The 25,035-nt window shown below is 64.0% G+C and carries 19 protein-coding genes and 1 pseudogene; 11 read left to right on the top strand and 9 right to left on the bottom strand.

The window, feature by feature from the left end; genetic code table 11:
* Positions 1-4: 4 nt before the first annotated feature.
* From AC27VE_RS09600 to AC27VE_RS09585, 4 genes and pseudogenes are all read left to right on the top strand, one after another.
* Positions 5-1,705 carry a TadA family conjugal transfer-associated ATPase gene (locus AC27VE_RS09600; protein ID WP_488703704.1) on the top strand — a complete coding sequence of 567 codons (1,701 nt, stop codon included), beginning with the start codon at positions 5-7 and terminating at the stop codon, positions 1,703-1,705.
* Positions 1,702-2,547, top strand: coding sequence for a type II secretion system F family protein (locus AC27VE_RS09595; RefSeq protein ID WP_488703703.1), 846 nt, complete (start codon positions 1,702-1,704; stop codon positions 2,545-2,547). The genes AC27VE_RS09600 and AC27VE_RS09595 overlap by 4 nt, the downstream gene beginning before the upstream one ends.
* 46 nt (positions 2,548-2,593) lie before the next feature.
* Positions 2,594-3,463 (top strand): type II secretion system F family protein, encoded by an 870-nt coding sequence (locus tag AC27VE_RS09590; RefSeq protein WP_488703702.1) that lies wholly within the window; start codon positions 2,594-2,596, stop codon positions 3,461-3,463.
* Positions 3,391-3,690 (top strand): annotated as a pseudogene (locus AC27VE_RS09585) (DUF192 domain-containing protein); the annotation flags it as partial. The gene AC27VE_RS09590 and the pseudogene AC27VE_RS09585, both read left to right, overlap by 73 nt.
* 9 nt (positions 3,691-3,699) lie before the next feature.
* Here AC27VE_RS09585 and AC27VE_RS09580 read toward each other — a convergent pair.
* The gene (locus AC27VE_RS09580; protein WP_248293273.1) at positions 3,700-4,503 is read right to left on the bottom strand and encodes a BPSS1780 family membrane protein; all 804 of its coding nucleotides are present in this window, start codon (positions 4,501-4,503) and stop codon (positions 3,700-3,702) included.
* Positions 4,504-4,566: 63 nt separating this feature from the next.
* Complete coding sequence (locus AC27VE_RS09575) at positions 4,567-5,535, bottom strand: homoserine kinase (RefSeq protein ID WP_427960340.1); 969 nt, start codon at positions 5,533-5,535, stop codon at positions 4,567-4,569.
* 184 nt (positions 5,536-5,719) lie between these two features.
* On the opposite strand from AC27VE_RS09575, the gene dusA reads away from it, so the two are divergent.
* Positions 5,720-6,736: a tRNA dihydrouridine(20/20a) synthase DusA gene (gene dusA / locus AC27VE_RS09570; protein ID WP_427960337.1), complete on the top strand. Its 1,017-nt coding sequence runs from the start codon at positions 5,720-5,722 to the stop codon at positions 6,734-6,736.
* Positions 6,737-6,789: 53 nt separating this feature from the next.
* Here dusA and AC27VE_RS09565 read toward each other — a convergent pair whose 3' ends face one another.
* Positions 6,790-7,248, bottom strand: coding sequence for a CBS domain-containing protein (locus tag AC27VE_RS09565; protein ID WP_488703701.1), 459 nt, complete (start codon positions 7,246-7,248; stop codon positions 6,790-6,792).
* Positions 7,249-7,285: 37 nt separating this feature from the next.
* Positions 7,286-8,599 carry a YihY family inner membrane protein gene (locus AC27VE_RS09560; protein WP_488703700.1) on the bottom strand — a complete coding sequence of 438 codons (1,314 nt, stop codon included), beginning with the start codon at positions 8,597-8,599 and terminating at the stop codon, positions 7,286-7,288.
* Positions 8,600-8,616: 17 nt separating this feature from the next.
* Here AC27VE_RS09560 and AC27VE_RS09555 point away from each other — a divergent pair, with 17 nt between their 5' ends.
* The 3 genes from AC27VE_RS09555 (at position 8,617) to AC27VE_RS09545 (ending at position 11,406) form a co-directional block, all read left to right on the top strand.
* A complete protein-coding gene (locus AC27VE_RS09555) occupies positions 8,617-8,988 on the top strand; it encodes a DUF2069 domain-containing protein (RefSeq protein WP_006223948.1) in 372 nt (123 codons plus the stop codon).
* Complete coding sequence (locus tag AC27VE_RS09550; protein ID WP_488703699.1) at positions 8,985-10,472, top strand: protein adenylyltransferase SelO; 1,488 nt, start codon at positions 8,985-8,987, stop codon at positions 10,470-10,472. The genes AC27VE_RS09555 and AC27VE_RS09550 overlap by 4 nt, the downstream gene beginning before the upstream one ends.
* 214 nt (positions 10,473-10,686) lie before the next feature.
* On the top strand, positions 10,687-11,406 hold the full coding sequence (locus tag AC27VE_RS09545) for a response regulator transcription factor (RefSeq protein WP_035212861.1): 720 nt from the start codon (positions 10,687-10,689) through the stop codon (positions 11,404-11,406).
* A 45-nt stretch (positions 11,407-11,451) separates the two neighbouring features.
* Here AC27VE_RS09545 and AC27VE_RS09540 read toward each other — a convergent pair whose 3' ends face one another.
* A complete protein-coding gene (locus AC27VE_RS09540; RefSeq protein ID WP_488703698.1) occupies positions 11,452-13,002 on the bottom strand; it encodes a sensor histidine kinase in 1,551 nt (516 codons plus the stop codon).
* An 8-nt stretch (positions 13,003-13,010) separates the two neighbouring features.
* The gene (locus AC27VE_RS09535) at positions 13,011-14,903 is read right to left on the bottom strand and encodes an EAL domain-containing protein (protein ID WP_488703697.1); all 1,893 of its coding nucleotides are present in this window, start codon (positions 14,901-14,903) and stop codon (positions 13,011-13,013) included.
* Between the two features lie 608 nt (positions 14,904-15,511).
* On the opposite strand from AC27VE_RS09535, the gene AC27VE_RS09530 reads away from it, so the two are divergent.
* From AC27VE_RS09530 to AC27VE_RS09520, 3 genes are read left to right on the top strand one after another with little or no spacing between them, the layout of a single operon-like run.
* Positions 15,512-16,894: a putative bifunctional diguanylate cyclase/phosphodiesterase gene (locus tag AC27VE_RS09530; RefSeq protein ID WP_427960326.1), complete on the top strand. Its 1,383-nt coding sequence runs from the start codon at positions 15,512-15,514 to the stop codon at positions 16,892-16,894.
* Positions 16,895-16,930: 36 nt separating this feature from the next.
* Complete coding sequence (gene aroC / locus AC27VE_RS09525; RefSeq protein ID WP_088591654.1) at positions 16,931-17,998, top strand: chorismate synthase; 1,068 nt, start codon at positions 16,931-16,933, stop codon at positions 17,996-17,998.
* 38 nt (positions 17,999-18,036) lie between these two features.
* Entirely contained in the window at positions 18,037-18,864 is an 828-nt protein-coding gene (locus AC27VE_RS09520; protein WP_488703696.1) for a M48 family metallopeptidase, read from the top strand.
* Between the two features lie 12 nt (positions 18,865-18,876).
* Here AC27VE_RS09520 and AC27VE_RS09515 read toward each other — a convergent pair whose 3' ends face one another.
* The 3 genes from AC27VE_RS09515 to AC27VE_RS09505 form a co-directional block, all read right to left on the bottom strand.
* Positions 18,877-20,853, bottom strand: coding sequence for a bifunctional diguanylate cyclase/phosphodiesterase (locus tag AC27VE_RS09515; RefSeq protein WP_488703695.1), 1,977 nt, complete (start codon positions 20,851-20,853; stop codon positions 18,877-18,879).
* Between the two features lie 17 nt (positions 20,854-20,870).
* Positions 20,871-21,554, bottom strand: coding sequence for a transglutaminase-like cysteine peptidase (locus tag AC27VE_RS09510; RefSeq protein WP_488703694.1), 684 nt, complete (start codon positions 21,552-21,554; stop codon positions 20,871-20,873).
* Positions 21,555-21,659: 105 nt separating this feature from the next.
* Positions 21,660-25,035: VCBS domain-containing protein (locus AC27VE_RS09505; RefSeq protein ID WP_488703693.1), on the bottom strand; the 3,376-nt coding region annotated here is incomplete at its 5' end.

The raw sequence follows: 25,035 nt of genomic DNA, 5'->3' as shown, positions 1-25,035 counted from the left end.
GGCGATGCTTGATATTGAAATGACTTTCGAAGATGCCGGCATTCGTCGCTTGGCTGCGGCGGCGCCGGTGTTGATCGGGCGGGGCGCGCAGTGCGGTCTGCGCATCTCGAACTGGCGGGTCGGCCGGCAGCATGCCCGCCTGGTGCGCGAGGACGCGAATATCGTCCTGGAAGACCTGGGTACGCTGGCCGGTACGATGGTCAATGGCGTGCGAGTGGTGCGTCATGCGCCGGTACTGCCCGATGACGACATCCTGATCGGCCCTTGCCGCTTGCGGGTGCAGTGGGTCTCATCCGGTGCCGTTCCGCCGACCGATGCGCAGGCAATAGAACCGCACGATCTTGTCGCGCTGATTGCCGCGCCGCCAGCAAGCCCCGCGCGGACGTCGACACCCGCGCAGCCTGCACCGCCGCAACGGCTTCACGAGCGGCTTCAGGAACGGCGGCGCTTGCACGGCGCGTTGCTGGAGGGGCTGGATTTACGCCGGCGCGATGTGGCGGGCATGAGCGATGGCACGTTGCGTGCAGAGGCCGAACGCTTGCTGACCCAGATCGTTGCCAAGGATGCGGACTTGGCCAGCGATGTGGACAAGGCGTCGTTGTGCCGCGAGGTGCTGGACGAAGCGGTCGGCTTGGGGCCACTTGAGCCTTTGCTGGCGGCGCCTGACATTACCGAAATCATGGTCAACCGCTACGACGAGATCTATGTAGAACGCGCAGGGCGGCTATGGCGGCATCCGGCGGCCTTCACCAGCGAGCAGTCCGTGCGTTGGGTGATCGAACGCATCGTGACGCCGCTGGGCAGGCGCATTGACGAGAGCTCACCCATGGTCGACGCACGTCTGCCGGATGGATCGCGCGTGCACGCGATCATCCCGCCGGTCGCCATGAAAGGGGCAAGCCTGACCATCCGCAAGTTTCCGCAACGTCGGCCCAAGATGGCCGATCTGATTGCGGCGGCGTCGCTCAGCGAGGGCATGGCGCAATTCCTCGCGCTTTGCGTGCGGATGCGCAAAAGCCTGGTGGTGTCGGGAGGAACCGGCTCCGGCAAGACGACCTTGCTGAACATCCTTTCAAACGAGATTCCGGACGGCGAACGGGTCGTCACCATCGAGGACGCGGCGGAGTTGCGCCTGAACCACGATCACCTGGTGGCCCTGGAGGCACGCCCCGCCAATCAGGAGGGCAGAGGACACATCGATATCCGCGAACTGGTGCGTAACGCGCTGCGCATGCGGCCGGACCGGATCGTCGTCGGTGAATGTCGGGGCGCCGAGGCATTCGATATGTTGACGGCCATGAACACCGGACATGAGGGTTCTTTGACGACCCTGCACGCGAATTCTCCGCGCGATGCCCTGGGCCGCCTGGAATCGATGATTCTGATGGCGGGCCTGGATCTGCCCTTATCTGCCGTGCGTGAGCACATCGCGGCCAGTGTGGATCTGGTGGTGCAGCAAGCGCGGTTGGCGGATGGGCGGCGCGTGGTGATGTCGATTGTGGAAGTCGCCGGCATGGAAAGCGGTCGTATACAACTGCTGGAACTTTTCCGGTACGACCGTGCGGCAGGCTTTCTGGGATGTGGCGCGTTGCCCGGCTTTGCCCGGGAATGGAGCGATGAAGGCGTGTCCCTGGACCCTGCCTGGTTTGCGGAGGCAGGCGGCCCGCAGCCCATCGCGACGAACGTCGCGCAGGGCTTGCCGTGATCTGGCTGGCTGCGGGCGGCGCGATGTGTTGCGTGGCGATTCTGGCCTGGCATGCCCAGGGCTGGTTCGCGCCTGCGTTGCGCCGCTACCGGGAGTTCTATACCCAGGATGCCGGCGTTCGCCTGAGCGAAGTGTTCTTGTTCATCGATCCCGCGCAGCTATGGGCGGCCGCGGTTGCTTGCGCGCTGCTGGCAGCGGGCCTGGCGTTGTCTTTGACGGGCAGCGGCGTGGTGGCGGCCCTGGCGGCCGGGCTTGCATCCCGGGTGCCCCGCTGGACGGTAGATAGGCTGCGGCGCAGGCGAGCGGATCGCTTCGAACAGCAGTTGCCGATGGCGTTGCTGATGTTGGCGTCGGCCTTGCGTGCGGGTGTCGCGCTGGCGACGGGGCTGCGGCACGTTGTGGAGCAGAGCAGCGCGCCGCTGGCGCAGGAGTTCGGTTTGATGCTGCGCGAGCAGCGCATGGGCGTGCCGTGGGATACCGCGCTAGAGAACCTGCATGCCCGGATGCCGGCGGATTCCACTTCGCTGGTGGTGGCCGCTATGAGGATTGCCGCGCAGACGGGCGGAAACCTGGCCGAGGCGCTCGAAAGCATTGCGCAGACCTTGCGGGCGCAGTTGCAGTTGCAGGCGAAGTTGCGGGCGCTGACGTCCCAAGGGCGGTTGCAGGCCTGGATCGTCGGTGCGCTGCCTTTGCTGCTGCTAGCGGTGCTGGACCGGCTGGAGCCGGAAATCATGGGGTTGCTATGGCATACGCCGATGGGGTGGGGCGTGCTGGCCATCGTGGCGGTGCTGGAAACGGCCGGGATAGTGCTGATCCGGCGCATCATCCAGATAGATATCTGATCCGACAGGGATTTCGATCCCGGCTAGGTCATGTAAGGAGGCCGCAATGTGGTTGTACCTGGGCATGTTGACGACGGCGTTGGGTGTTGGCTGGCTGACGTGGTTTGCCCTGCGCCCGCTGCTGCGAGGCGAGCAGGATGCCGCCGCCGCGTTGCCGTGGTGGTGGCGGGCCGCCTGGCCCTGGGTGTCGGCGGTAGCTCCTTGGGTGGGGCCATTGTGCTCGTGGCGCTTGCGCATCCGGTTGACGCGGGCGATCGAACAAGCCGCTTTGCCGGTTGGGGTGAGCTATGCCCACATGGCGGCATTGTGCGCCAGCGCTGGTGCAGGCGCGGGAGGACTCGCCGCGGCAATTGCGGCGCTTGCCGATCCCGCGCCCTTGGCCTGGTTGCCTTGGATGCTTGCCGCAGCATTGGCGGCTGGTGTGGCCCCTGGGCTGTGGCTACGCGGCCTGGGCGAAAAGCGCCGCCGCAGCATCGAAAGGGATTTGCCTTTCGTGTTCGACATGATGACGCTGTGCGTGGAGGCGGGCTTGAGTGTGCAAGGCGCATTGCAGTTGGCCGCGCAAAGCGGTCCGCGCGGCGCTTTGCGGGACGGTCTTGCCGACGCGTTGGCCGAGATGCGGGCAGGAGTTTCCAGGGCGGCGGCGATCAAGGCCTTGGCCGAACGTTGCAATAGTCCGCTCGCGCGGAATTGGGCCGCCGCCTTGGCGCAGGCGGAATCGTTGGGCATCAGCCTGGGGCCGGTGCTACGCGCGCAGGCCGCGCAGTGCCGCAGCGATCGGCATGTCCGGGCAGAGCAGTTGGCCATGCAGGCGCCGGTGAAGATGTTGCTGCCCCTGATCGGATGCATTTTTCCCTGCACCTTCATCGTGCTGGCGTTTCCCATTGCCGTCCAGCTGCTTCAAAGCGTGCAATGAACGGCCGCCCTGTATTGCCGTTGGACCGGTTGAGACTTCTACGTGTGGCGAGCTGGTGCGGCCGGATGCGTGGCCTGCTTGGCCGCCGGCCGCCTGGGCGGCGGTCCGGCATCTTGCTGACGCCGTGTGCCGGCGTGCATACCTTTGGCATGCGCTACGCCATCGATGTGGCGTTCGTGTCGCGGGATCTGCGGGTGATGGGCGTACGCAGGGCACTTGCGCCCTGCCGCGTTGCCCTATGCTTCGGCGCTGTGGCCGTTGTCGAGATGCGAGCTGGCGCGATCGATGCCGAATACGGAGGTATAGGCAGGATAGAAGCTGCAATACAGAACGCCGCCCGCCGCGATGTTGAACGGGATTTGCAGCGTGCCAGCGAATTGGGGCGACAGGCCCATCGTGACCAGCAAGCCGGCGCACAGGTCGATGAACAGGAACACCAGCGCCCACGTGGCGCCGTACACCAGGAAGGGCCACTTGTTGCGCCAGCAGGCGATGCCGGAGAAGAACAGCGCCTGGATCAGGCGCAGACCGTGCCAGGCCACCAGTACCGGCGCATGCCAGAACAGCGCGGCAATCACGACGTAGATGATCGCGAAGATGGTCAGCGGAACGCGCATGGCCATCAGGATGGGGTCCAGCGAACGTTCAACGGAAGCGATCCGGTAGGCCTCGGCCATCGAATCCATGAAAGGCAGGAAGGTCAGCAGGCCGGCCACCATGCTCAGCCCCGCATACAACAGGCCCATCAGGAACAGCTTCCGGAAGACGCCGGGTTGCTTCAGGGGCTTGCCCCACATGGACGGCAGCATGACGCGGTCGGCATCCACGTGCTTGCACGCGGAAAGCGTCATGAGGGTGATGATGGGCATGAGCGCCACGACCAGGATCGGTCCGACGGGGGGCGTCGCGCTGGCGAAGACGACCAGAAGGCTGATGAACATGGCCCAGGTGAACATGGCCAGAGGTTGCTTGCGGAACAGACGGAAGCCGTCTCGAACCCAGTGCCAGCCGGATGTCGCGGGTAGGAATGCTGCTTGCATGGCTCTCTGAAGGGGTGATCTCTCAAAAGGGACGCGCTAACCCCATTATGGGGGGCATAACGGTTACGGCAATATTGGCAAGCCCGGGCGGTGGCGTGCTTGCAACACTCTTTCGAAGTGCCGCGGGTCGTGAGGTTTAAGCGTTTGAGCCGGTCGGGGCAGGAAAAAGTCGTACAGACGGGACACCCAGAAGCGCAGCGCGGCGGCGCGCAGCATGACGGGCCAGACCTCGCGTTCGGCGTCCGTGAACGGCCGGACCTGGGCGTAGGCCGCCAGCCAGGATTGCACCAGTTCGGGGATGAATTCCCCGGTGTCGCGGTCGATGCACCAGTCATTGACGCTGACCGCCACGTCGAATAGCCAGGTATCGCAACCGGCGAAGTAGAAGTCGATGATGCCGCCCATCAGCGGATCTTCGAACGTGCCGGCGAACAGCACATTGTCGCGGAAGAGGTCGCAATGGGCCGGGCCGGTCTGCAGTGCCTGCCAGGCGGGGGTGTTCACCGCAGCCTGTTGGGCAGCCAGTTCGGAACTAAGCAGTTGGGCTTGGCCGGCATCCAGGAACGGCATGACCTTTGGGGCCGTTTCCAGCCACCAGGACAGGCCGCGCAGATTGGGCTGGTGTATGGGGAAGTCCTGGGCGGCCAGGTGGGCGCGCGCCAGGGTGGCGCCGGCCAGGGCGCAATGGGCGGCGCCCGGGGCGGGTTCGTAACCGCCGGGCAGGCGCGAAACGATGGCGCAGGGCTTGCCGTGCAGCGTCGTCAGGCGGGTGCCGTCACGCAGATTCTGGGGCTGCGGCACCGGGATGCCGCGCTGGGCCAGGTGGTACATCAGTTCGATGTAGAACGGCAGTTGGGCGTGCGTGAGGACTTCGAACAGCGTCAGGACGTATTCGCCCCGGGTCGTGTACAGGAAGTAATTGGTGTTCTCGATACCGGCCGTAATCCCTCGAAGCGAGACAAGCTCGCCCAGGTCGAATTGCGCCAGGAGGGCGCGCGCGTCGTCGTCGGATACGGGAGTGAATACGGCCATTGATATAGAGGGGTGAGGGGGTTAACGGACGCTTGGCTACACCTGTGCGGCGGCGGCGGCGCAATTTTAGACCACATAGCGGGCGGGGTTACGGCGATCAGCCGGACTCGGGCGCATTCGCCTGCCGGACATAATGCCGCTAAGCCCGTAAAATACCGCATCCCTTTGTTTTGTAGAGTGATTCTTGGACTCCCCCGACTGGCGGCTGTGCGTCGCCCCGATGATTGACGTGACCGACCGCCACTGCCGCTATTTCCATCGGCTGCTGGCCCCCCGCGCACGCTTGTATACGGAAATGATCACCACGGGCGCGCTGCTGCACGGCAGCGTTTCGCGGCACCTCGATTTCGACGAAGCCGAGCATCCGGTTGCCCTGCAACTGGGCGGCAGCGAGCCCGACGCCTTGGCGCAGTCCGCCAAGCTGGGCCGTCAATGGGGCTATGACGAGATCAACCTGAATTGCGGGTGCCCTTCGGAACGCGTGCAGAAGGGCGCTTTCGGGGCCTGCCTGATGGCGGAACCGGCGCTGGTGGCCGATTGCATGAAAGCCATGCAGGACGCCGTGGATATCCCGGTCACCGTCAAGCACCGCCTGGGGCTGGACTACGAGGAATCCTACGCGTTCGTCCGGGATTTCGTCGGCAAGATCTACGACACGGGGTGCCGGGTCTTCATCGCCCATGCCCGCAATGCGGTGCTCAAGGGCCTGTCGCCCAAGGACAACCGCGAAATTCCGCCGCTGCGCTACGACGTGGTCAAGCAGCTGAAGCTGGATTTTCCGGATTGCACATTCGTGCTGAATGGCGGTCTTGCCGACGCCGAGCAATCTGTCCGGGCTGCGGACGAATTTGATGGCGTGATGCTGGGCCGGGCCGCTTGGCACACCCCGCGCGTGCTGTCCGAAGTGTCGTTGCAGTTGTGGCCGTCCGTACGGTTGCCCAGCGACGCGCAAGTGGTGGACGCCATGACCGAATACGCGGCGCGCCAGGTTGCCAAGGGTGTGCCGCTACGCGTGATGACCCGGCCGATGCTGGGCCTGGTGAACGGGCAGTCGGGCGCGCGCCGCTGGCGCCGCATGCTGTCGGATCCGGCGCTGCTTGCCGCCAACAACCCCGAACTGATCTATGACGCCTGGCGCAGCCAGCGGCAGGCGCCAGAAATGCGCGGCGCCGCATTCGAAGCGGCGCCGGCAGGGGTGTAGGCTCAGGGGGTAGCCCCCTGCGGCAGGCGCCGCGGGGCTGTCCCGGAACGCGGTCAGGTCTTGGCCGGTTCGGCGCTTTCCGTGGGCCAATCGCGGATGTAGGCCTTGAGCATGTTGTTTTCAAACTGCTGGGCCGCCACGATGGCTTGCGCCATGTCGTAGAACGAAATCACGCCCATCAGGGTCGGGCCGTCCATGACCGGAATGTAGCGCGCGTGTTTTTCCAGCATCAGGCGCTGCACTTCGTCGGCGCTGGTGTTGGGCGATACGCTGACCGGCGCGTCATCCATGATCGAACGGATGGTCGTCTCGCCGGCTGCGCCATGGGCGTGCATGTGCCGGATGATTTCGCGGAACGTGAGCATGCCGGTCAGGGTGCCGAATTCCATGATCACCAGCGAGCCTATGTCCTGCTCGCTCATGGTTTGCACAGCCTGGGACACAGGCATGTCGGGCGACGCCGTATAGAGCGTATCGCCCTTGACGCGCAAAATCTCGCTGACCTTCAACATCGGTTCCTCCTGGGCGGACTACGCCCGAATGCATTTGCTATTTCTTGTTCGCTTCCAATTGCAATATTGGAGCGATTCCATTTTCGGTATTCTGCGCTTCTCCGCACAGTTCTTCCAGCGTAGGCGTATTTTGCTGGGAAATTACGGCCGAAGCGACTCGCAATATCTCGGGGTCGTTGCGGACGCGGGACTGATTGCGGTCCAGCAGGAAATTGTCGACGACCGGCGCCAACGAGGTTTCGCGCGCGTCGCAGGTCAGGACCCAGTTGTCTTCGGGGCTGCGCGTGGCCAGGCCCATGGTGTTCAGCGTTTCCAGGACATCGTTCAATTCGTCCTGATGCAGGTGCAATTGCGAGGCCAGTTCATTGGCGGGCAAGCCGGGCGGATTGGCTGACTGCACGCGGCGCAGGGCGCGCAGCGCGTCCAGGGCGTCGACGAATTGCGCGCCTGCGTAGCGGTTGATCTCCCAGCGGCCCAGCCGGATCAGCGGCGCGCTGGAGGCCAGCGTGGCGCCCAGCAGCACCGCCAGCCATGACAGGTAGATCCACAGCAGGAAGATCGGCAGGGTGGCAAACGCCCCATAGATGATGGTGTAAGTGGGAAATCGCGTCAGGTAATACGCAAACCCGGATTTCATGATTTCCAGGACGATGGCCGTTACACATCCGCCCACCAGTGCATCGCGCCACAGCACTTCGCGGTTGGGCACCACGACGAACAGCGCGGCAAAACCCAGTGCGGTCAGGATCAGGGGGATGAATGAAATGGCGACACTGATGGCTTCGGGCACGTCCGCCACCAGTCCCAGCGATTCCCGTGCCACGAAAGAGGTGGCCCACAGGCTGGCGCCCGCCAAGACGGGCCCCAGCGTGATGATGGCCCAGTACACCAGCGCGCGCTGCGGCAGGGGGCGCTGGCGCGACACATGCCAGATGTCATTGAAGGCCTGGTCGATCGTCATGATCAGCAGCAGGGAGGTCACCAGCAGGAACGCGCCGCCAATGGCGGTCAGGCGAGAGGCCTGGCGCGCGAACTGGTTCAGGTATTCCATGATGTTGTCCGAGACGGACGGCGGCATCAGGCTGTTGGTCAGGAAGTCTTCAAGGGCGACGCGGAATTCCTGGAATACCGGAAACGCGGTAAACAAAGACAGCACCACGGCCAGCATGGGCACAATGGCCAGGACCGTGGTGAAGGTGAGGCTGGAGGCGACCTGAAGCAGCTTTTCTTCGTTGGCGCGCTGCACCGTGAACCGGAAGACGCGTCCGGCCCTCGCGGCCCATGAAGAGCGCGAAGTCGAGGGCTCGGTGGCCGCCGGCGTAGCGGCGACAGGCTCGGCGGGGCGATTCATCAGGCGATAATAGCAGCATGAACCCTGAACTCAACCCCCGTTTGCGCCTGCTGGCCTCGGTTTCACTGTTCGCCCTGATCGTCTTGTGCGTCACCTGGGAAACCGTGGTGGCGCCGGTGCGGCCGGGCGGTTCCTGGATGCTGCTGAAAGCGCTGCCCCTCGCGTTTCCATTGCGCGGCATCCTGCGCGGAAACCTCTATACCTATCAGTGGGCATCGATGCTGTCGCTGCTGTATCTGATGGAAGGCACAGTGCGCGCCATGTCGGACCCGGCTCCGCTCTCCGTGCTGATGGCGTGGGGCGAGATCGTCCTGTCGGCCACTTTCTTCCTTAGCGCCATTTTCTATGTGCGTCCCGCCAAGCGGGCCGCCAGGAGCCAACGCGCATGACTTCTCATTCCCTGTCCGAACTGCATGCCGTCAATTCATTTGCGGCATTGCCCGAAGCGTTCTACACCCGGCTGACGCCGCAGGGGCTGAACCATCCGCGCCTGCTCCACGCCAATGCCGAGGCGGCCGCGCTGATCGGGCTGGATCCCGCAGTGTTGTCCACGCCGGAATTCCTTGCTGTGTTCTCTGGCTCGCAGCCCTTGCCCGGCGGGGATACGCTGGCGGCCGTCTACAGCGGGCACCAGTTCGGCGTATGGGCCGGCCAGTTGGGTGATGGGCGTGCCCACTTGCTGGGCGAAGTCGAAGGGCCTGACGGCGGTTGGGAACTGCAATTGAAGGGCGCTGGCATGACCCCGTACTCGCGCATGGGCGACGGGCGGGCCGTGCTGCGTTCGTCGGTGCGGGAATACTTGGCCAGCGAAGCCATGCACGGGTTGGGAATCCCCACCACGCGCGCGCTGGCGCTGGTGGGGTCCGATGACCCGGTCATGCGGGAAACCGTGGAAACCGCCGCCATCGTGACGCGGATGTCGCCCAGTTTCGTGCGGTTCGGTTCTTTTGAACATTGGTCGTCGCGCCGCCAGCCCGAGCAGCTGAAAACACTGGCGGACTACGTCATTGATCGCTTCTACCCTGAATGCCGTGAATCGCCCACAGGCGAGCCCCTGAGCGAAACCGCGCCCTACATCAATCTGCTGCGCGCGGTCACACGCCGGACGGCGCTGTTGATGGCGGACTGGCAGGCCGTGGGCTTCTGCCATGGCGTGATGAACACGGACAACATGTCCATCTTGGGGCTGACGCTGGATTACGGCCCCTACGGATTCATGGACGGCTTCCGTCTGGGGCACGTCTGCAATCATTCGGATTCCGAAGGGCGCTATTCCTGGAACCGGCAACCGTCGGTGGCGCTGTGGAACCTGTACCGGCTGGGCGGCAGCCTGCATGCGCTGGTGCAGGATGTCGAAGGCCTGCGCGCCGTGCTGGACGAGTACGAGGCGGTTTTCACCCGGGCCTTCCACGACCGCATGGGCGCCAAGCTGGGCTTGACCGCTTGGCGGCCCGCCGATGAGGCGCTGTTGGACGACCTGCTCAAGCTGATGGACGCCAATCAGGCCGATTTCACCTTGTCCTGGCGACGGCTGGCCGACGCCGTACTGGGCGAGCGTGCCGCGTTCCAGGATCTGTTCATTGACCGTCAGGCGGCCTCCGCCTGGCTAGACCGCCTGCTGGCCCGACATGCGGAAGCCGGCCGGCCCGCTGAAGAAACGGCCGAGGCTATGAATCGCGTCAATCCGCTCTACGTCTTGCGCAACCATCTGGCAGAAGAGGCGATCCGGGCGGCAAAGACCGGCGATGTGAGCGAAATAGACACGTTGATGAAGCTGCTGCGCGCGCCGTTCGTAGCTCAGGCAGGGTATGAGCGCTATGCTGGACTGCCGCCGGATTGGGCGGGCAGCCTTGAAGTCAGTTGCTCTTCTTGACGCGTTTCGGCGGTAATCGCAACAAAACGCCTACCAAGATCTTGTGATTTACGTGAAAAATGGGTGAAAGAGAGTGAAATATCGCGCTTTTTTTCACTGCAATCATTCGTTTCCATTGTAAATCTCGTAAGATTGTCGCCTGCGGGACACTCGGGATGGCTGACTGCATCCTTGGGGCATTTGTCGACAATTTTCAATATAAAGCACTCTGAATATGCCTGGCGCAGATGGTTTGCTATGTATCGGTCTGCTTGAGGATGATGCCGACTTCCGGGAGGAGTTGGCATTAGGCCTGGGCGGCTATGGTTTTCGGGTGGCGTTTGCTTGTGACAATGCTGCGGCGTTTTATCGCCGCCTGCAGGAGCAGCCGTGCGACATCGTTATCCTGGATGCGCACCTACCCGGTGAGGACGGTTTTTCCGTGGCGACCCGCTTGCGGGCATTGAGTCCGGTGGGCATCGTCATGCTGACCGGGCGCAGCGCTCTGGAAGACCGCGTGCGTGGCCTGGAAGGCGGCGCGGACGTCTACATGACCAAGCCAGTGGACTTGCTGGAGCTCAGCTCCGTCATCCGCAGCTTGGCTCGGCGCATGCGCCTGGCCAAGGCGCCCCGTCCGGCGGACGCGGAAACGCGTGCGTCGGCGGACAGCACCTGGTCCTTGCAGGACGGCGGCTGGATCCTGGTGGCGCCCGATGGCGCTTCCTTGCACCTGAGCGCCCAGGAACGGACCTTTCTGGTGGCCTTGATGGATGCGGCGGGCAGCGCGGTCAGCCGCCAGGTGTTGGCCGAACTCTTCCTGCCGGACAGCCCGGGCGGTTTCGAACTGCGTCGCATTGACGTGCTGGTGAGCCGTCTGCGCGCCAAAGCGCAAAGCGCCGGCCTGAAGCTGCCGGTGCTGTCGGTGCGTGGCCAGGGTTACGTTTTCGCCGCCTGATCCGCCGGCGTTGCCTGACGTTCCCCGGCGTTCCCGCATGCCCGGCTAACTTGCCCGGGCTTGGGTCTCAGGGGCCTGGGCCGGCAGGGTGATGATGAAACGGGTGCCCACGCCGACCTTGCTGTGCATGGTCAGCGAACCGCTCTGGTTCTGGCAGATGCGGCGCGCCAGATACAAGCCGATGCCCATGCCCTGGGTTTCGCGGTGCGCGGAGCGTCGGAAATGGGGCTCGAAGATCCGAGCCTGTTCCTCTTCCCCGATCCCCGGGCCGCGGTCAATGACCGCCAACCACGCCATCTGCACGCCGTCGGCACAGGTCTGGCCTGTTTCGATCCTGACCGCTTCATTGGCGGGCGAATACTTGATGGCGTTGTGGATCAGATTGCGTACCACCACGCTGGTCAGCGGGCGATCACAATACACAGGCAGGTTGCCGCTGGCCTGAATCATCAAAGCATGCGCGGTATCCGGCTGCATCGCCGTCACGACATCGCGAGCCAGCTCGGCCAGATCCGTCTGTTCGCCGCGTGGTGTCCAGGCCTGCTCGCCCAGGCGATCCTGATTCAGCAATTGATCCATCAGCTCGGTCATCCGGGATACCGAGCGGTGAATGCGGGCCAGCCGGTTGTCGACGGCCTCGCCGCTGTCGGACAGGATCATGTCCAGCGATTGGGCGGCCGCGCTGATGGTGGCCAGCGGCGCGCGAAGTTCGTGGGAAATCAGCGCGTTCATCTGGCGTTGCGTGTCCAGAGCGCCAGCCAGTTCAGCCAGCCGTAGTTCGCCTTGGGCCACATGCTCCACGTCAGCCGGGTCATGTCCGGGGCGGCCTGTGGGAGCGCGCAGCGGGGATTGGCGGGCTAGCGCCAAGCCCAGCAGGGCGCCACCCACCAGCAGCAGGCGCGCCATTTCGATGGGCGTGCCTGCCGTATCGGCACCGTTGGATTGCCAGGCATCGTGTCCCAGCATCCATGCCGACGCCGCATAAGCTCCCGCCAATGCCAGTGCCACGCCGCGACCGCGCTTCTGCAGCACGGCACGCGCCGCGAACCAGATGGCCAGCGGGATGCTCAGCACCGCACACAGGCCGGCGATCACGGCTGGAATCGAGCCATTGTCGGTTTCATAGACGAAGATCAGCGCCAAAGCCGCCACGGCCGCCAGCGCGATGCCCAGGCCGCGGCAGGCCGCCGCCAGTCTCGAGGCGTAAGGCAGGCCCGACAGCAATGGGGCGGTCAAGGCCAACAGGGCCGCAAAGGATCCGGCTTGCAATGCGCCAGGCGGTAGCAGGTCGGGCAATGACCGGAAGAGGCCTTCGATCAGCATGAAGGCCAGGCCGGCGCCATAAATGGATGCGCGGGTGTATCCCCACGCGAGGGCGCATGCCAGGCTGCCAGCGATGGCGACGCCGGCCGTCAGGCCAAGCTGGATGTCCTCGTAAGAGCCGGTGAGGCCATAGCCCAGAACGGCACCCGGCCAGAGCAGGCCGCAAGACAGGGCGCATAGCAGCGCTTCAAACCGCGATAACGCTGCCCGCGGTCCGGCATTCGCATGTCGCGCACGCTGATGGCGAAAACGCCAGCGGGTGCGAAGAAACAATCCTTCCGTCAACTAGGAACCCATTGGTGATCCGGCGCGAGGTCGCGCGTTTGCGAGAAGTTTACGACAGCCCCGCGTATCGCGCGGACACCGAGGCTTTCAAGAATGCTCTGGGTGGCCGAATCAGGAACGTCTTCAGCGTAGACGGCCATGTCCAGCGTCGTGGCGGTGGCCACCACGGTGGCAGCCAGGTGCTGGCTGCCCGGACTTTGCAGCAGGCCGGTAATGAAACTGCCGCATAGCTTCAAGTAAGACACCGGATACTCGTGCAGGCGTTCCATGGCGCCGAACTGTTGCGACAGCCGCGCGATGCCTGTACGGGCGCCGGCCGCGGTGACGATGTCGCACAGCTGGCGCAAATCGCCGCCTTGTTCGACCAGGCCTGCGGCGTCGACTTCGATGATCAGGCGTGTCGTCAGGGCAGGGCGGTCGGCAAGCATTCTGTCCAATCTGGACAGGAAGGACGTTTGCGCGAGCGAAGCCAGCGACACCGGAACGGTCAGTGCGCCGGCGTGGGTGAACAGCCAGTCCAGGCCCAGGCGGATGGCCTGGATGTCGCATTCCGCCGATAGGCCCAGCCGGACGGCGGGCGGCATGAAGATCGAGGCCGGCACGGGATCTCCGCCCGTCGTGTCGTGCAGCGTCAGGCTGGCTTCGTGGTGCAGCAGCGCGCCGGATAGGGCGTGCAGCGGCTGGATCGTCAGTGAAAAACGATGTTGCTCGAGGGCGGTGGCCAGGGCGTCGTGCCAGCTGTATTCGCCGATGCGCGTGCTGTCAGCGGCCTGGCTGGCCGGCGTGATCTGGTCGTCGTCGGCGCTTTCGGCGCACATCAGGGCGTGGTCCAGGCGGGCCAGCGTATCGCTCATGTTGTCGCCGGGGGCGAAAGCGGCCATGGCCAGGGCCCAGCGGCACCAGCCGAACTTGTCCATCGGCACGCGCAGCGCACGCAGCTCGCGGCGGACCCGTTCGGCCAGCAGGCTGGCTTGCGGCGCGGACGTGCGCGGCATCAACAGCGCGAAGTCCGAACCGCTGATGCGCGCGATCTGCGTAGACTGCCCGCCGAATTCCGCCACCAGCTTACGCAAACGGTCTGACGACGAACGCAACCATTGGTCCGTGAAGGCGCGCGACAAGTGCCGGTTGATCTGGGCCAGATCGCGTTGGCGGAACATCAGGATGTGGCCGCCGGCATCCGGGGTCTTGTCTGCCAACGCCAGCCGGAACTGGTCGACGAAGTATTTGCGGTTGTGCAGGCGCGTGACGGGATCGCGGTAGATTTCGCTTTGCAGGGATTCGATCTTCGCGTTCTGTTCTTCGACTGTGGCGGCCACTCGGCGTTGCGCGTCGACCAGGGCCTGGTCTACCCCGGCCAGTTCACACGATCCCGTGAGTGCGGTGCTGTTGCCAGGGTCAAGGGTGCGCACGCGTTCGCAGATGTCGCGCGAGGTCCGGACTTCGATCCACCGGACCAGGTTCAAGGCAAATAGCGCCCAGAACACACCCGCCACCAGCACCAGCCCCAAGATCCGTACGCCGCCTTGCCACAGTGTGTCGCGCGCCAGCCGCGTATCCGCCTGCACGGTGACGGTGCCCCGGACGCTGCCATCGGCCGAGGTGAAGGGACGCGACACTGCAGGTGCCTGCACGCTCAACCACGCGTTGCGCCAGTCCCCATCCCGGGCCGCGGTGCCTGGGCGCTTTTGCTGCTCGGCGAGGACGGCACCTCGATCATCCGCGATGCGGACCAACGCATACAAGCCCTGTTCGAAGAGCTCGTCAGCCAATGCCGTCCGTTCGACGGGGTTGGCCGTGGCATGCGAGAGTGCCCATGCCAAGGCACTGGCGCCGCCTTCGCTTTGCTGCGCGAGTTGCGCATTCAGATAGCGGTGGGCGGCAAGCATCCCCAGCGCCTGTGCGCCTAGCAGGATGAAGCCGATCAGGAGGGCTGTGCAAAAAAGTAATCGGCGAAATGTCGACATGTGTTTGGGGTTCCCTTTTTGGACGGCAGGCCACCTCGCGAGGAGGGTTGCCGGGCGGCCGATGAAAGGGGACATCGGGCAGCGAACGTGCCCGACGGGAAAAAACCTGGATAAGAAACGTGACACACGTTACTAATACCTCAGTGGCGCCGCTTACACTGTAATTCGGCATGTCACAGAACGTACAGAATATTACGAAATACGCTACGACATCAGACAACCTGTGCAATTATTTCGAGCGTGATAATTGCCCGCTTGAGAACTATTGAGACAGGGCGTATTAATTTTTGGGCTTTGGCTGTCGTAGTAAGGGTAGGGCATGGATCTATGGATCGGCCAGCGAACGCTATCCAGGGACCGTTATGACCATCCACGAGCAATCAGAGAGCCTTAGGATTTCAAGGAAAAGAGGCGCGTTGCCTCTGAAGTGTGGCGTTTTTTTGCGAAAATAATGCATAATTTAAAAAATGTTACAGCCCTTGGGTTCTTTCTCGGACCGCAACGCCAGGGGTTTCTAGATAGGGGGCTCCGTGCGTGAGAGTTACCTGCTCGCACTGTGCCTGACGCTCGCGGGCGCACTTGCGGCGATAAGTGTGTTTTTCGTCCGCAGGGAACGTGCATTGCGTGGACGGCTGACGCGCGACGAATTGACCGGCGTCCTGAGCCAGCAGGAGCTGCATCGCCGCGCGCGCGCCTGGCTGGCCCAAACGGAAGGGCCGGCACGCCGGGGCGCTTTTTTCCTGGTCAGTTTCGAACAATATGCCGAGATCAGCGCCATGCTGCGTGCTGGCGAAGACCAGTCGCTGCTGGTCCAGGTGGCCAATCGTCTGGGCCTGATCACCCGTACCTTGGGCGGCATGGTGGCGCGTACCGGCATCGACAGCTTCACCCTCTGTGTGCCTGAAGTGGACGAAGTGGGGGCGGCGCAGGTGTCGGCCAAGCTGCTGGAAGACCTGAGCGCTCCGTACGAATTGGGGGGGCGTCCCCTGATAGCCGTCTTCCGGGTCGGGGCCGCGTTGTACCCGGACCACGGGCGCACTGTGGAAGAAATGCAACGCTGCGTGCAGGTGGCGATGGTTCCGCTGAAAGAGCGGGGCGGCCCCGGTTGGAATCTGTTCGACTTCCGGCTGTTGGCGCGGCACCGCGACCAGCAGGGCCTGGAAAACGACTTGCGTCTGGCGCTGACCACGCCCGCCATGGACCAGTTTGAACTGTTCTACCAGCCCGTTTGCGACAGTGGGACCGGTGTCGTGCAGGGCTGCGAGGCCTTGTTGCGCTGGCATCACCCCGTGTTGGGCAGCGTGTCGCCAGCAGTCACCATCGAATTGGCCGAACGCAGCGGGCTGATTGTTCCGCTAGGCGCCTGGATCCTGGAGCGGGCCTGCTCGCAAGCCGCCTTGTGGCCCCCGGCCTGGCGGGTGCATGTGAACCTGTCGGTCAAGCAGATGAACGAGGATGGGCTGGTTCAACTGGTGGCGGATGTGCTGGCGGCCACCCGGCTGTCGCCCAGCAAGCTGGTGCTGGAGATCACGGAATCGATCTTCATCCTGCACTACGAGCGGCACGTCAAGATCCTGAACACGCTGCGCGCCAAAGGCATCGGCGTGGCGCTGGACGATTTCGGTTGCGGCTATTCCAGCCTGAATCACCTGCGTCACCTGCCCATCGATTGGGTGAAGATCGACCGCAGTTTCATTTCGGCGCTGGAGTCCGATGCCGGCAGCCGCGAAGTCGTCTCCGCGCTGTTTGGACTGTGCCAGGCGATGCGCCTGCCCGTTGTGGCCGAAGGCGTCGAAACCGAAGGCCAACGCGAAATCCTGAAGTCCCTGGGTTGCAGGGAAATGCAGGGTTATCTGCTGGGCCGCCCTGCGCCGGCCTCGGAAATCCAGGCTTTGGCGTCGGCGGTGTCATAATCGGGGTTGCTCGCAAATCCGACCTGTTGACTTCCTATGCCCGGCAATACCCTAGGTACCCTCTTTACCGTCACGAATTTCGGCGAATCCCACGGGCCGGCCATCGGTTGCGTCGTGGATGGCTGTCCCCCGGGGCTCAGCCTGGACGCGTCCGACATCCAGCTTGAACTGGACCGCCGCCGTCCCGGCACCTCGCGCCACGTCACGCAACGCCAGGAGGCCGATCAGGTCGAGATCCTGTCCGGCGTTTATGAAGGCGTCACCACGGGCACGCCGATCGGCCTGCTGATCCGCAATACCGACGCGCGCAGCAAAGACTATTCGAACATCGCAGACACCTTCCGCCCGGGGCATGCCGACTACGCCTATTGGCGCAAGTTCGGCGTCCGGGACCCGCGCGGCGGCGGCCGCTCGTCCGCGCGCCTGACGGCGCCCACCGTGGCGGCCGGCGCCATCGCCAAGAAGTGGCTGGCCGAGCAGTACGGCGTGAAAGTGCGCGGCTACATGAGCCAGCTGGGCCCAGTAGCCATCCCGTTTCTGTCGTGGGATGAAGTTCCCAACAACCCGTTCTACGCGCCCAATGCCGAGGTCGTTCCGGAACTGGAAGCCTATATGGACCAGTTGCGGCGCGACGGCGATTCGGTCGGCGCACGTATTGAAGTCGTGGCGGAAAACCTGCCGGCCGGTTGGGGCGAACCCATCTACGACCGGCTGGACGCCGACATCGCGCACGTGATGATGGGCCTGAACGCCGTCAAGGGCGTGTCCATCGGCGCGGGCTTCGACTGCATTGCGCAGCGCGGCTCCGAACACGGCGACGAGATCACACCCGACGGTTTTCTGACCAACCACGCCGGTGGCGTGCTGGGCGGCATTTCGACGGGCCAGCCGATCACCGTGTCCCTGGCGATCAAACCCACGTCCAGCATCCGCGTCGAGCGCCGTTCGGTCAATCGCGCGAACGAGCCGGTCATGGTGCAGACCTTGGGCCGCCATGACCCTTGCGTCGGCATCCGCGCCACGCCCATCGCCGAAGCCATGCTTGCGCTGGTGCTGATCGATCATGCGCTGCGCCATCGCGGCCAGTGCGGCGATCCGCTCTGACACGCGAGCGTTCCCGCCATCGTCTGTTGGAGACCGACATGAACCGTAAACGTCATCTGTTGCACGGCACGGCTGTGGCGCTTGCGCTGGCCGCGCTGGTTGGCTGCACCGGCATGAACACGACACAGTCCGGCGCCATCGGCGTCAACCGTACGCAATACATGTCCAGCCTTGTGCCTTCGCAAGCGCTCGAGCAAGAGGCCAGCCAGCAGTACACCGACATTCTCAAGCAGGCTCAAGCCAAAGGGCTGCTGGACCGCGATGCGCAGCAGGTGGCGCGGGTGCGCGCCATTTCTCAGCGGCTGATTGCGCAGGCAGGAATCTTCCGCCCGGACGCTTCCGGCTGGAAGTGGGAAGTGCACGTGCTGTCCAGCGACGAGATCAACGCCTGGTGCATGCCCGGCGGCAAGATCGCCGTCTATACGGGCCTGCTCTCCAAGATCAAGCCAACCGACGACGAACTGGCCGCCGTGCTGGGCCACGAAATTGCCCACGCGCTGCGTGAGCACGCCCGCGAGCGCGTTTCGCAGCAGATGGCCACTAACCTGGGATTGCAGGTGCTGTCGATCGCGACCGGTTCCAACGCCGCGTCAGATCTGGGCGGGCAACTCACAAGCGTGATGTTCACGCTGCCCAATAGCCGCACGCACGAGACCGAAGCGGACCGCATGGGCGTGGAACTGGCGGCGCGGGCGGGCTATGACCCGCGTGCCGCAGTGACGCTGTGGCAGAAGATGGGGGCGGCCGACAGCGGCAACGCGCCGCCGGAAATCCTGTCCACGCACCCCTCGGCCGAATCGCGTATCAGCGACCTGCAGGCTGCCGCGCAGCAGGTGTTGCCGCTGTATCAGCAAGCCAAGAAATAACCGGCCCAGGGGTCAGGTTGCGTTGGCCGCCGGCTTCACGCCCGGCCCGCGCATGATGCTGATGCCCAGCTCGGACAGGATGCGGCGCGTTTCGGCATCGGGCACGTCTTCGGCATAGACCGCGATATTCAGGGCGCGGGCGGTTTCCAGCACGGAAGCCGTCAATTGCTGGCTGCCCGGGCTTTGCGACATGCCTCCGACGAACCCGCCTCCCAGCTTCACATAGGACAAGGGCAGGGTGTGCAGTTGAGCCACGGCGCCGAACTGCTGCGCCAGGCGGCGCACGCCGATATGCGCGCCGAATTCCGAGGCCACGCGCGCCAGCGTGGCGATCTGCTCGTGGCATTCCACCAGACCGTGCGCATCGATTTCCAGGAACAGGCGCGACGCCAGTCCACGATGTTCCGTCAGCAGCAGCGCCAATTGGCGGAAGAACTTCTGGCCCCGCAACGAGGGCAGGGCGACCCGGATGGCCAGTTGGCCTTCGTGGGCCACCAGCCATTCCAGGCCCAGGCGCACGGACTCCAGATCGCAATCGGCCACCAGGTCCAACCGCACCGCGGGCGGAATGAACAGGGTGGCGGGAATGGCGACTTGATCGGCCGCGGTACGCAGCATCAGCATAGCTTCCGTGCGGACCTTGCGGCCGTCGGCGGCCAGCAGCGGTTCGGTCGCCAGTTCGAACTGGTTCTTCTCCAGCGCAGTCAGGATGGCGTCCTTCCAGGCGCGTTCGCCGGATTCTGACGGCGACTGCATGTCGGTCGCGCCCGCGATTACGACCTGATCGTTGTTGGCGCTTTCCGCCCGCATCAAACCGAAGTCCAGGCGCGCAAGCACCGGGCCGGCCTGATTGCCCGAACCGTAGTCGGTCATGGCCTGCGCCCAGCGGCACAGATGGCCTTCACCGACCGGGATGCGCGACGCATGCAGGTCCGCCCGCAACTGTTCGGCGACCATCATTGCCTGCGGCGCCGCGCAGCCGGGCAGCAGCAGCGCAAAATCGGAACCGTTCAGCCGGGCCAGCAGCGGCGTAGCGACATTGAGGCTCTTGAGCGTGCCCTGAATGCGTTGGCACGCGGCGCGCAGCCATTGGTCGATGAATTCGCGGGGCATATGGCGGTTCAGGTCAGCCAGATCCCGCTGCCGGAATACCAGCACATGGCCGCCGGCGATGGAACGCGATGCCGACTGGCTCGTGGCGACGGCCGGTGCTTCCAGCGCGCGCCGGAATTCGTTGACGAAGTATTTTCGGTTCGGCAGGCCGGTGACCGGATCCTGGTTCAGCTCCAGTTCCAGCGATTCGATCTTGGCGTTCTGCTCTTCTACGCTGGCATATACGCGTTCGCGGGTCTGGTTCAAGGCTTGCACGACGCCGGACAGCTCTGGCACGCGGGCTTCCACCTGCTCGGGTGGCGTGTCCTGGCCGATGCTGCGGACGTGGTCGCTGATTTCGCGCAGCAGGCGGTTCTTGATCCAGCCCACCAGCACAAACGCGAACACGGCCCACAAGACGCCCGCGCCCACGACCAGCGCGATCATTCTCAGGCTGCTGCGCCACAAGGCTTCCCAGGCATAGGCATCGTTGGCGATCAGGGTGACTTCGCCGATCTGGCGCCAGCCGTCGCTGACGGCATGGCTGGCAGGCTGCGTGTCCAGCGGGGCCAGCTTCTGGAACCAGGCGGGAACCGACTTCGGCGTGGCGTCCGACTTGCGTTCGATCAGCACCTTGCCTTCCGGGTCGGCCAGGCGCACCAGCGAGAAATGGCCGCCGTCGTACAGCGCCGACACCAGCAATTCCTGAAGGACGGGGTCATTGTTGGCGGGTTGCGACAAGGACAGCGCCAGCGATACGGCGGCATCGGTGCTCTGCACCTGCAATTGGCCCGACAGGTATTCGCGCGCCGAGTTGACGCTGAGTGCCAAGGTGCCAAGCAGGATGACGCCGATCGCAAGGGTAACGCTGAGCAGTAGCTGTCGAAGTATGGACATAGTCTTGGTTCCGGCGGTCAGGGGCGTATGCCTTCCCGTTCCATGCGTTGAAGTAGATCACGCCAGCGGCTGAGGCGGTCAACCGGCGCGGCGGGCTTGCCGTCAACGTAGACGCCGTCGGCGTTGAAGCTGAAGACCGGCGTCAGGTCGCGACGCTGCGTCGCCGGAAGGATGGTTGAAATCAGGCTGTCCAGCACCAGCGGGACGGCATTCGGGGTTTCGTAGTAGCCCAGCACCATGTGGGCGACCTGGCTGCTGCTGGCGGGACCGCCGATGCGCGCACGGACGTAGATGAAGCGCAGCTTGTTCGCGGGGACACCCATCGACAGCAAGGTGAAGTACTTGCCGATCACATAGTCTTCGCAGTCGCCGGCGCCTTTGCCCAACGATTCCAGCGGAGTGGCCCAGTAGTCGGCTTGCCCCCAGATGGTCTGGTCTTCGCCCGAGAGTAGCGCGCGGTTCCAGAAGTCATTCGCAAGCGTCAGCTTGTCCCGTTCCTGGGCTGGCGGTGGGTTGCGCAGCAGCTGCAACCAGGTTCCCACCGATTTCGCGCCCTTTGCGCCATAGCGGCTGGCCGCCAGGCTTTGCAGCCGGTCGGAGCTGACCTCCAGGGCGAAGCTGCCGCCCCAGACGCAAGCCAGGCACAGCAAAACCAGTCGGCACAGGTTCAGCGAGCCGCGGAAACGGTGAGTCGAAGACATGAAACGGATTTTCACATTTTTCCGACTCTCGCAGGCGTGCCTGCATCAAAAATGCCTGCTGTCCAAGGGCAGGCCGTTGCCGGCCTGCCCTTGGGGCACTACGGTTTAGCTGTGGTCGACGTTCAATTTCCCCTTTTGCAGCAGGTCATTGATGATGGCCTGATTGTTCATCTGGCCATTGTTCGTCAGGTCCACGTTCTCCAGCACGATCTTCTGGTCTGCGCCTTGGGCGATCTGGCCCTTGGTGTTGATGTCGATGACCGTGTTGTTGCCTTCCTTGTGGATGTTCAGGTACTGCGTCAGCGTGCCGTCCTTTTCGCCGACCAGCAGATCCTTCAGATCCAGGACGTCGCCACCGTTGGCAATGGTGTCGTTGGAGAAGTCCTTGATCGTGTCGACGGCGGGGGCGCCGACCGAACCCTGGTCATTCAACTCCCACTTGAACGTGTCGCTGCCAGCGCCACCGTACAGCGTGTCGTTGCCCTTGCCGCCGATCAGCGTGTCGTTGCCCGAACCGCCGTCCAGCACGTCGTTGCCGGCGCCACCGTGCAGATAGTCATTGCCGGAACCGCCATACAGGATGTCGTTGCCGTCATCGCCGTACAGGGTGTCGTTGCCGCCCTGGCCGTAGATGATGTCATCGCCCGTGCCACCATGGACGGTGTCGTTGCCACCGCGCGGATCGTCCGGCAGGTTGAACTGCGCGTGATTGGCCTTCAGGTAGTCGTAGATCTCCGTGCTGGTCGCCGCATGGCCGTTCTGGTAAGCCAGGAAGTCCTGCAGCGCCTTCAGGCCTTGGCCATCATGCGAACCGGCGGCGACATTGCCCCAGGTGAGGTGATCGGTATTGATCGTGTCACCAAAGATGATGTCGTTGCCGGCGCCGCCGTTAATGACGTCGTTGCCCACCACGGCCGGGTCGTTGGTAATGTTGCCACCCTGCAGCGCCGCGGTCAGGTCCTCGGGCTTCAGAACGATATCCACTTGGCCGCCGGGGGCCGCCACCACATTGCTGGACGACCAGCTCGTTTGCACGATGTTGTCGATCTGGACCGTCGCGTTCTGCGAGTTGTTGGTTGTGTCATCCAGGTCATACACCAGGCGATAGGAGCCAGAAGGCATCACCGCCGACGACACGGACGTTTTCCCGGACAGAGCGGCAGTGGTGCTGCCGCTGTCCATGTTGACCCACTTGCTGCCGTCCCAACGTTGCAGCGTCCACGTGAACTTGTCGCCCGTCGCGTAGTTGCTGGTGGTGACGTCGAACGTCACTTTGCCGTACGCGTTGATCGTGAACGTCGGGCTGGTCGCGGTGGTGTGCGTGCCGCCCGTGGTGTCGACGATCTGTAGCGCGTTGTTGGTGCGTGATACCGAGCTGCCGCTGCCCGTGCCGGTGGTGGCCCAGTTGGACATGTTGTTCCAGTTCGTGCTCGACGAAGAGCTCGAATTGAAGTTGGCAAGCGTGGTGTTCGAACCGTCGCCAACCGGTGCATATGCTGTGCCGCCGCCGCCCGTGTTGTCGAACACGCGCAGGATATCGGCGTTCACGCCCGGGCCGATGCCGATGGCATTGACCTGGCTGATGTTGGCCAACGGTTTGTAGCCGGACAGCGACTCGCTGATGGTCGTCGCGTCCGTCGAGTTGCCGGTCCCGCCCACGACGGTCTGGCCCAACCAGTTGGTCGTTTGGTAGTAGGTGGGGTCGCCGTCCGTCAGGAAGAACGTCTTGTTCTCGTAGCCATTGGTGGCGGTGTTACCGCTGCTGCTCTGTTGGTTGAACCAGTTCACCGCAGTATTGAAAGCGGCTTCGTAGTTCGTGCCGCCGTTGGCAGTAAGGGCGTCGATGGCACTCAGCAGCGAGGGCAGGGAGTCCTTCGAGAAATTGTTGATGCTGATGTTCACGCCGCTGCTCGTCGCAAATCCGATCAGCGTGACGTTGATCTTGCCGTCATGGCCGGCCAATTGGTTGGCCAGGACCACCAGGGCGTCCTTCACCAGCTTCATGCGCGATTGTTCGTAGGAAACGCCGGAGGCCCCGTTCAGGCCGTAGCTCATACTGCCCGAGGTATCCACGATCAGGGCGATGTTGTAGCTCTTGCCCGGCTCCACGGTCGGGACCGTGCCGCCCTTGTCGCCCAGGATGATGTCATCGCCCGAACCGCCGTTCAGCGGCGGGTTGGTGCCCGTGCCGCTGCCGGTGTTCTCGCCCGAGACCAGATGATCGGCAGAGATGACGAACTTGTGCTCGGTGGAGGTGTCCTGGCCGCCATTGGCTGTACCCCCGTTGTCTTTCACCTGGAAATGGAAGGTGCCGTCTTGCTTGTCGGCGCCAGGGGTGTACTTCAACAGGCCTTGCTCGATGGCGGACTTCGGGATTTCCTGACCGGCAGTTACGGGCTGGCCGTTATAGGTCAGCGCGCCGCTGGTGGGCGGCTGCGTGATGATGATGCTCTGCAGGTGGTTGCCTTCGGCACCGTCATTGAACGCGAAGTCATTCAGCGAGAATTCGTACTGGCCGTCCTTGGCCTCCAGGTTCGCGGAGCCGTCTTCGGTCTGCGGAGCGTCGTTCACACCTTGGATGGTAACGACGATCTCCCGCTCGGTGCCGTCGATGGTCTTGACGGTGAATCGCTCTTCCTTCGTCTGATCCGCCCGAAGATACTGGACCGCCGAGTTATCCACGGAATAGTGCCAATTTCCGTTCGCGTCGATGGTCAGTTCGCCCAGCGTGCCGGGCGCCTTGATTGGAGAGACGTTCGTGTTGATGCCTGATTGGCCAGCGTCGGCATCGGTGACAATCAGACGGCCGCTGTCGGTCAACTTGGGATTTGCCGCGTCTTCGATGACGGAACCGCTGGTGTCGCCACTGATGACCGGGACGTCGTTCGTGCCGTTGATGGTGATGGTGATGGTGCTGGTGGCCGAACCGTCGGCAGAGGCGACCGTGTAGGTTTCGACGATGCTCTGACCAGCCTTCAAGAACTGAACCGCGGCGTTGTCGACCTGGTACGAGTAGGTGCCGTTGGCGTTGATGGTGATCGCGCCCAACTGGCCGCCGGGGTGCGTGCTGCCGGTGAAGGCGAGGCTGCTCGTGTTGAAGGTCGACTGGCCAGCATCGGGATCGTTGACCGTGACGCTGCCGTTCACCCCCAGTTTTCCGGCGATGACGTTCAAATCTTCGGTGACGGACTGAGCGTCGTTAGTGACCACGGCCACGTCGTCGGTGCCCTGGATGCTGAAGCTGAGGTTGGCGCTGGAGGTGTCACCGTCGGCATCGGCCACGGTGTAGTTCAGCGTGAAGTTCAGCTTGTCGGTGGCGCCGAGCGCCTGGACCGCAGGCTTGCTGTTGTCGAGCGTGAACTGCCAGGTGCCGTTGGCGTTGAGTGTGAGGGTGCCGTACTGGGAGATCTCGGCGCGCTGGGCGTCGGTGATGTTCCAGGTGACGCCGGTGATGGCGTCGGCGCCCTTGACGTCGTTGTCG

The sequence above is a fragment of the Achromobacter sp. 18P8.1.1 genome, from assembly GCF_057799415.1.
The sequence above is the reverse complement of the archived record's forward strand: the minus strand, read 5'-3'. Positions and strand labels throughout refer to the sequence as shown.

What these genes read in the sequence shown, in the direction of transcription:
- AC27VE_RS09545 (WP_035212861.1), top strand. Translation starts at nt 10,687, where the DNA reads ATGCCTGGCGCAGATGGTTTGCTATGTATCGGTCTGCTTGAGGATGAT.
- AC27VE_RS09560 (WP_488703700.1), bottom strand. Translation starts at nt 8,599, where the DNA reads ATGAATCGCCCCGCCGAGCCTGTCGCCGCTACGCCGGCGGCCACCGAG.
- AC27VE_RS09580 (WP_248293273.1), bottom strand. Translation starts at nt 4,503, where the DNA reads ATGCAAGCAGCATTCCTACCCGCGACATCCGGCTGGCACTGGGTTCGA.
- AC27VE_RS09575 (WP_427960340.1), bottom strand. Translation starts at nt 5,535, where the DNA reads ATGGCCGTATTCACTCCCGTATCCGACGACGACGCGCGCGCCCTCCTG.
- AC27VE_RS09565 (WP_488703701.1), bottom strand. Translation starts at nt 7,248, where the DNA reads ATGTTGAAGGTCAGCGAGATTTTGCGCGTCAAGGGCGATACGCTCTAT.
- AC27VE_RS09510 (WP_488703694.1), bottom strand. Translation starts at nt 21,554, where the DNA reads ATGTCTTCGACTCACCGTTTCCGCGGCTCGCTGAACCTGTGCCGACTG.
- AC27VE_RS09600 (WP_488703704.1), top strand. Translation starts at nt 5, where the DNA reads ATGCTTGATATTGAAATGACTTTCGAAGATGCCGGCATTCGTCGCTTG.
- AC27VE_RS09535 (WP_488703697.1), bottom strand. Translation starts at nt 14,903, where the DNA reads ATGCTTGCCGCCCACCGCTATCTGAATGCGCAACTCGCGCAGCAAAGC.
- aroC (WP_088591654.1), top strand. Translation starts at nt 16,931, where the DNA reads ATGCCCGGCAATACCCTAGGTACCCTCTTTACCGTCACGAATTTCGGC.
- AC27VE_RS09555 (WP_006223948.1), top strand. Translation starts at nt 8,617, where the DNA reads ATGAACCCTGAACTCAACCCCCGTTTGCGCCTGCTGGCCTCGGTTTCA.
- AC27VE_RS09550 (WP_488703699.1), top strand. Translation starts at nt 8,985, where the DNA reads ATGACTTCTCATTCCCTGTCCGAACTGCATGCCGTCAATTCATTTGCG.
- AC27VE_RS09590 (WP_488703702.1), top strand. Translation starts at nt 2,594, where the DNA reads ATGTGGTTGTACCTGGGCATGTTGACGACGGCGTTGGGTGTTGGCTGG.
- AC27VE_RS09515 (WP_488703695.1), bottom strand. Translation starts at nt 20,853, where the DNA reads ATGTCCATACTTCGACAGCTACTGCTCAGCGTTACCCTTGCGATCGGC.
- AC27VE_RS09520 (WP_488703696.1), top strand. Translation starts at nt 18,037, where the DNA reads ATGAACCGTAAACGTCATCTGTTGCACGGCACGGCTGTGGCGCTTGCG.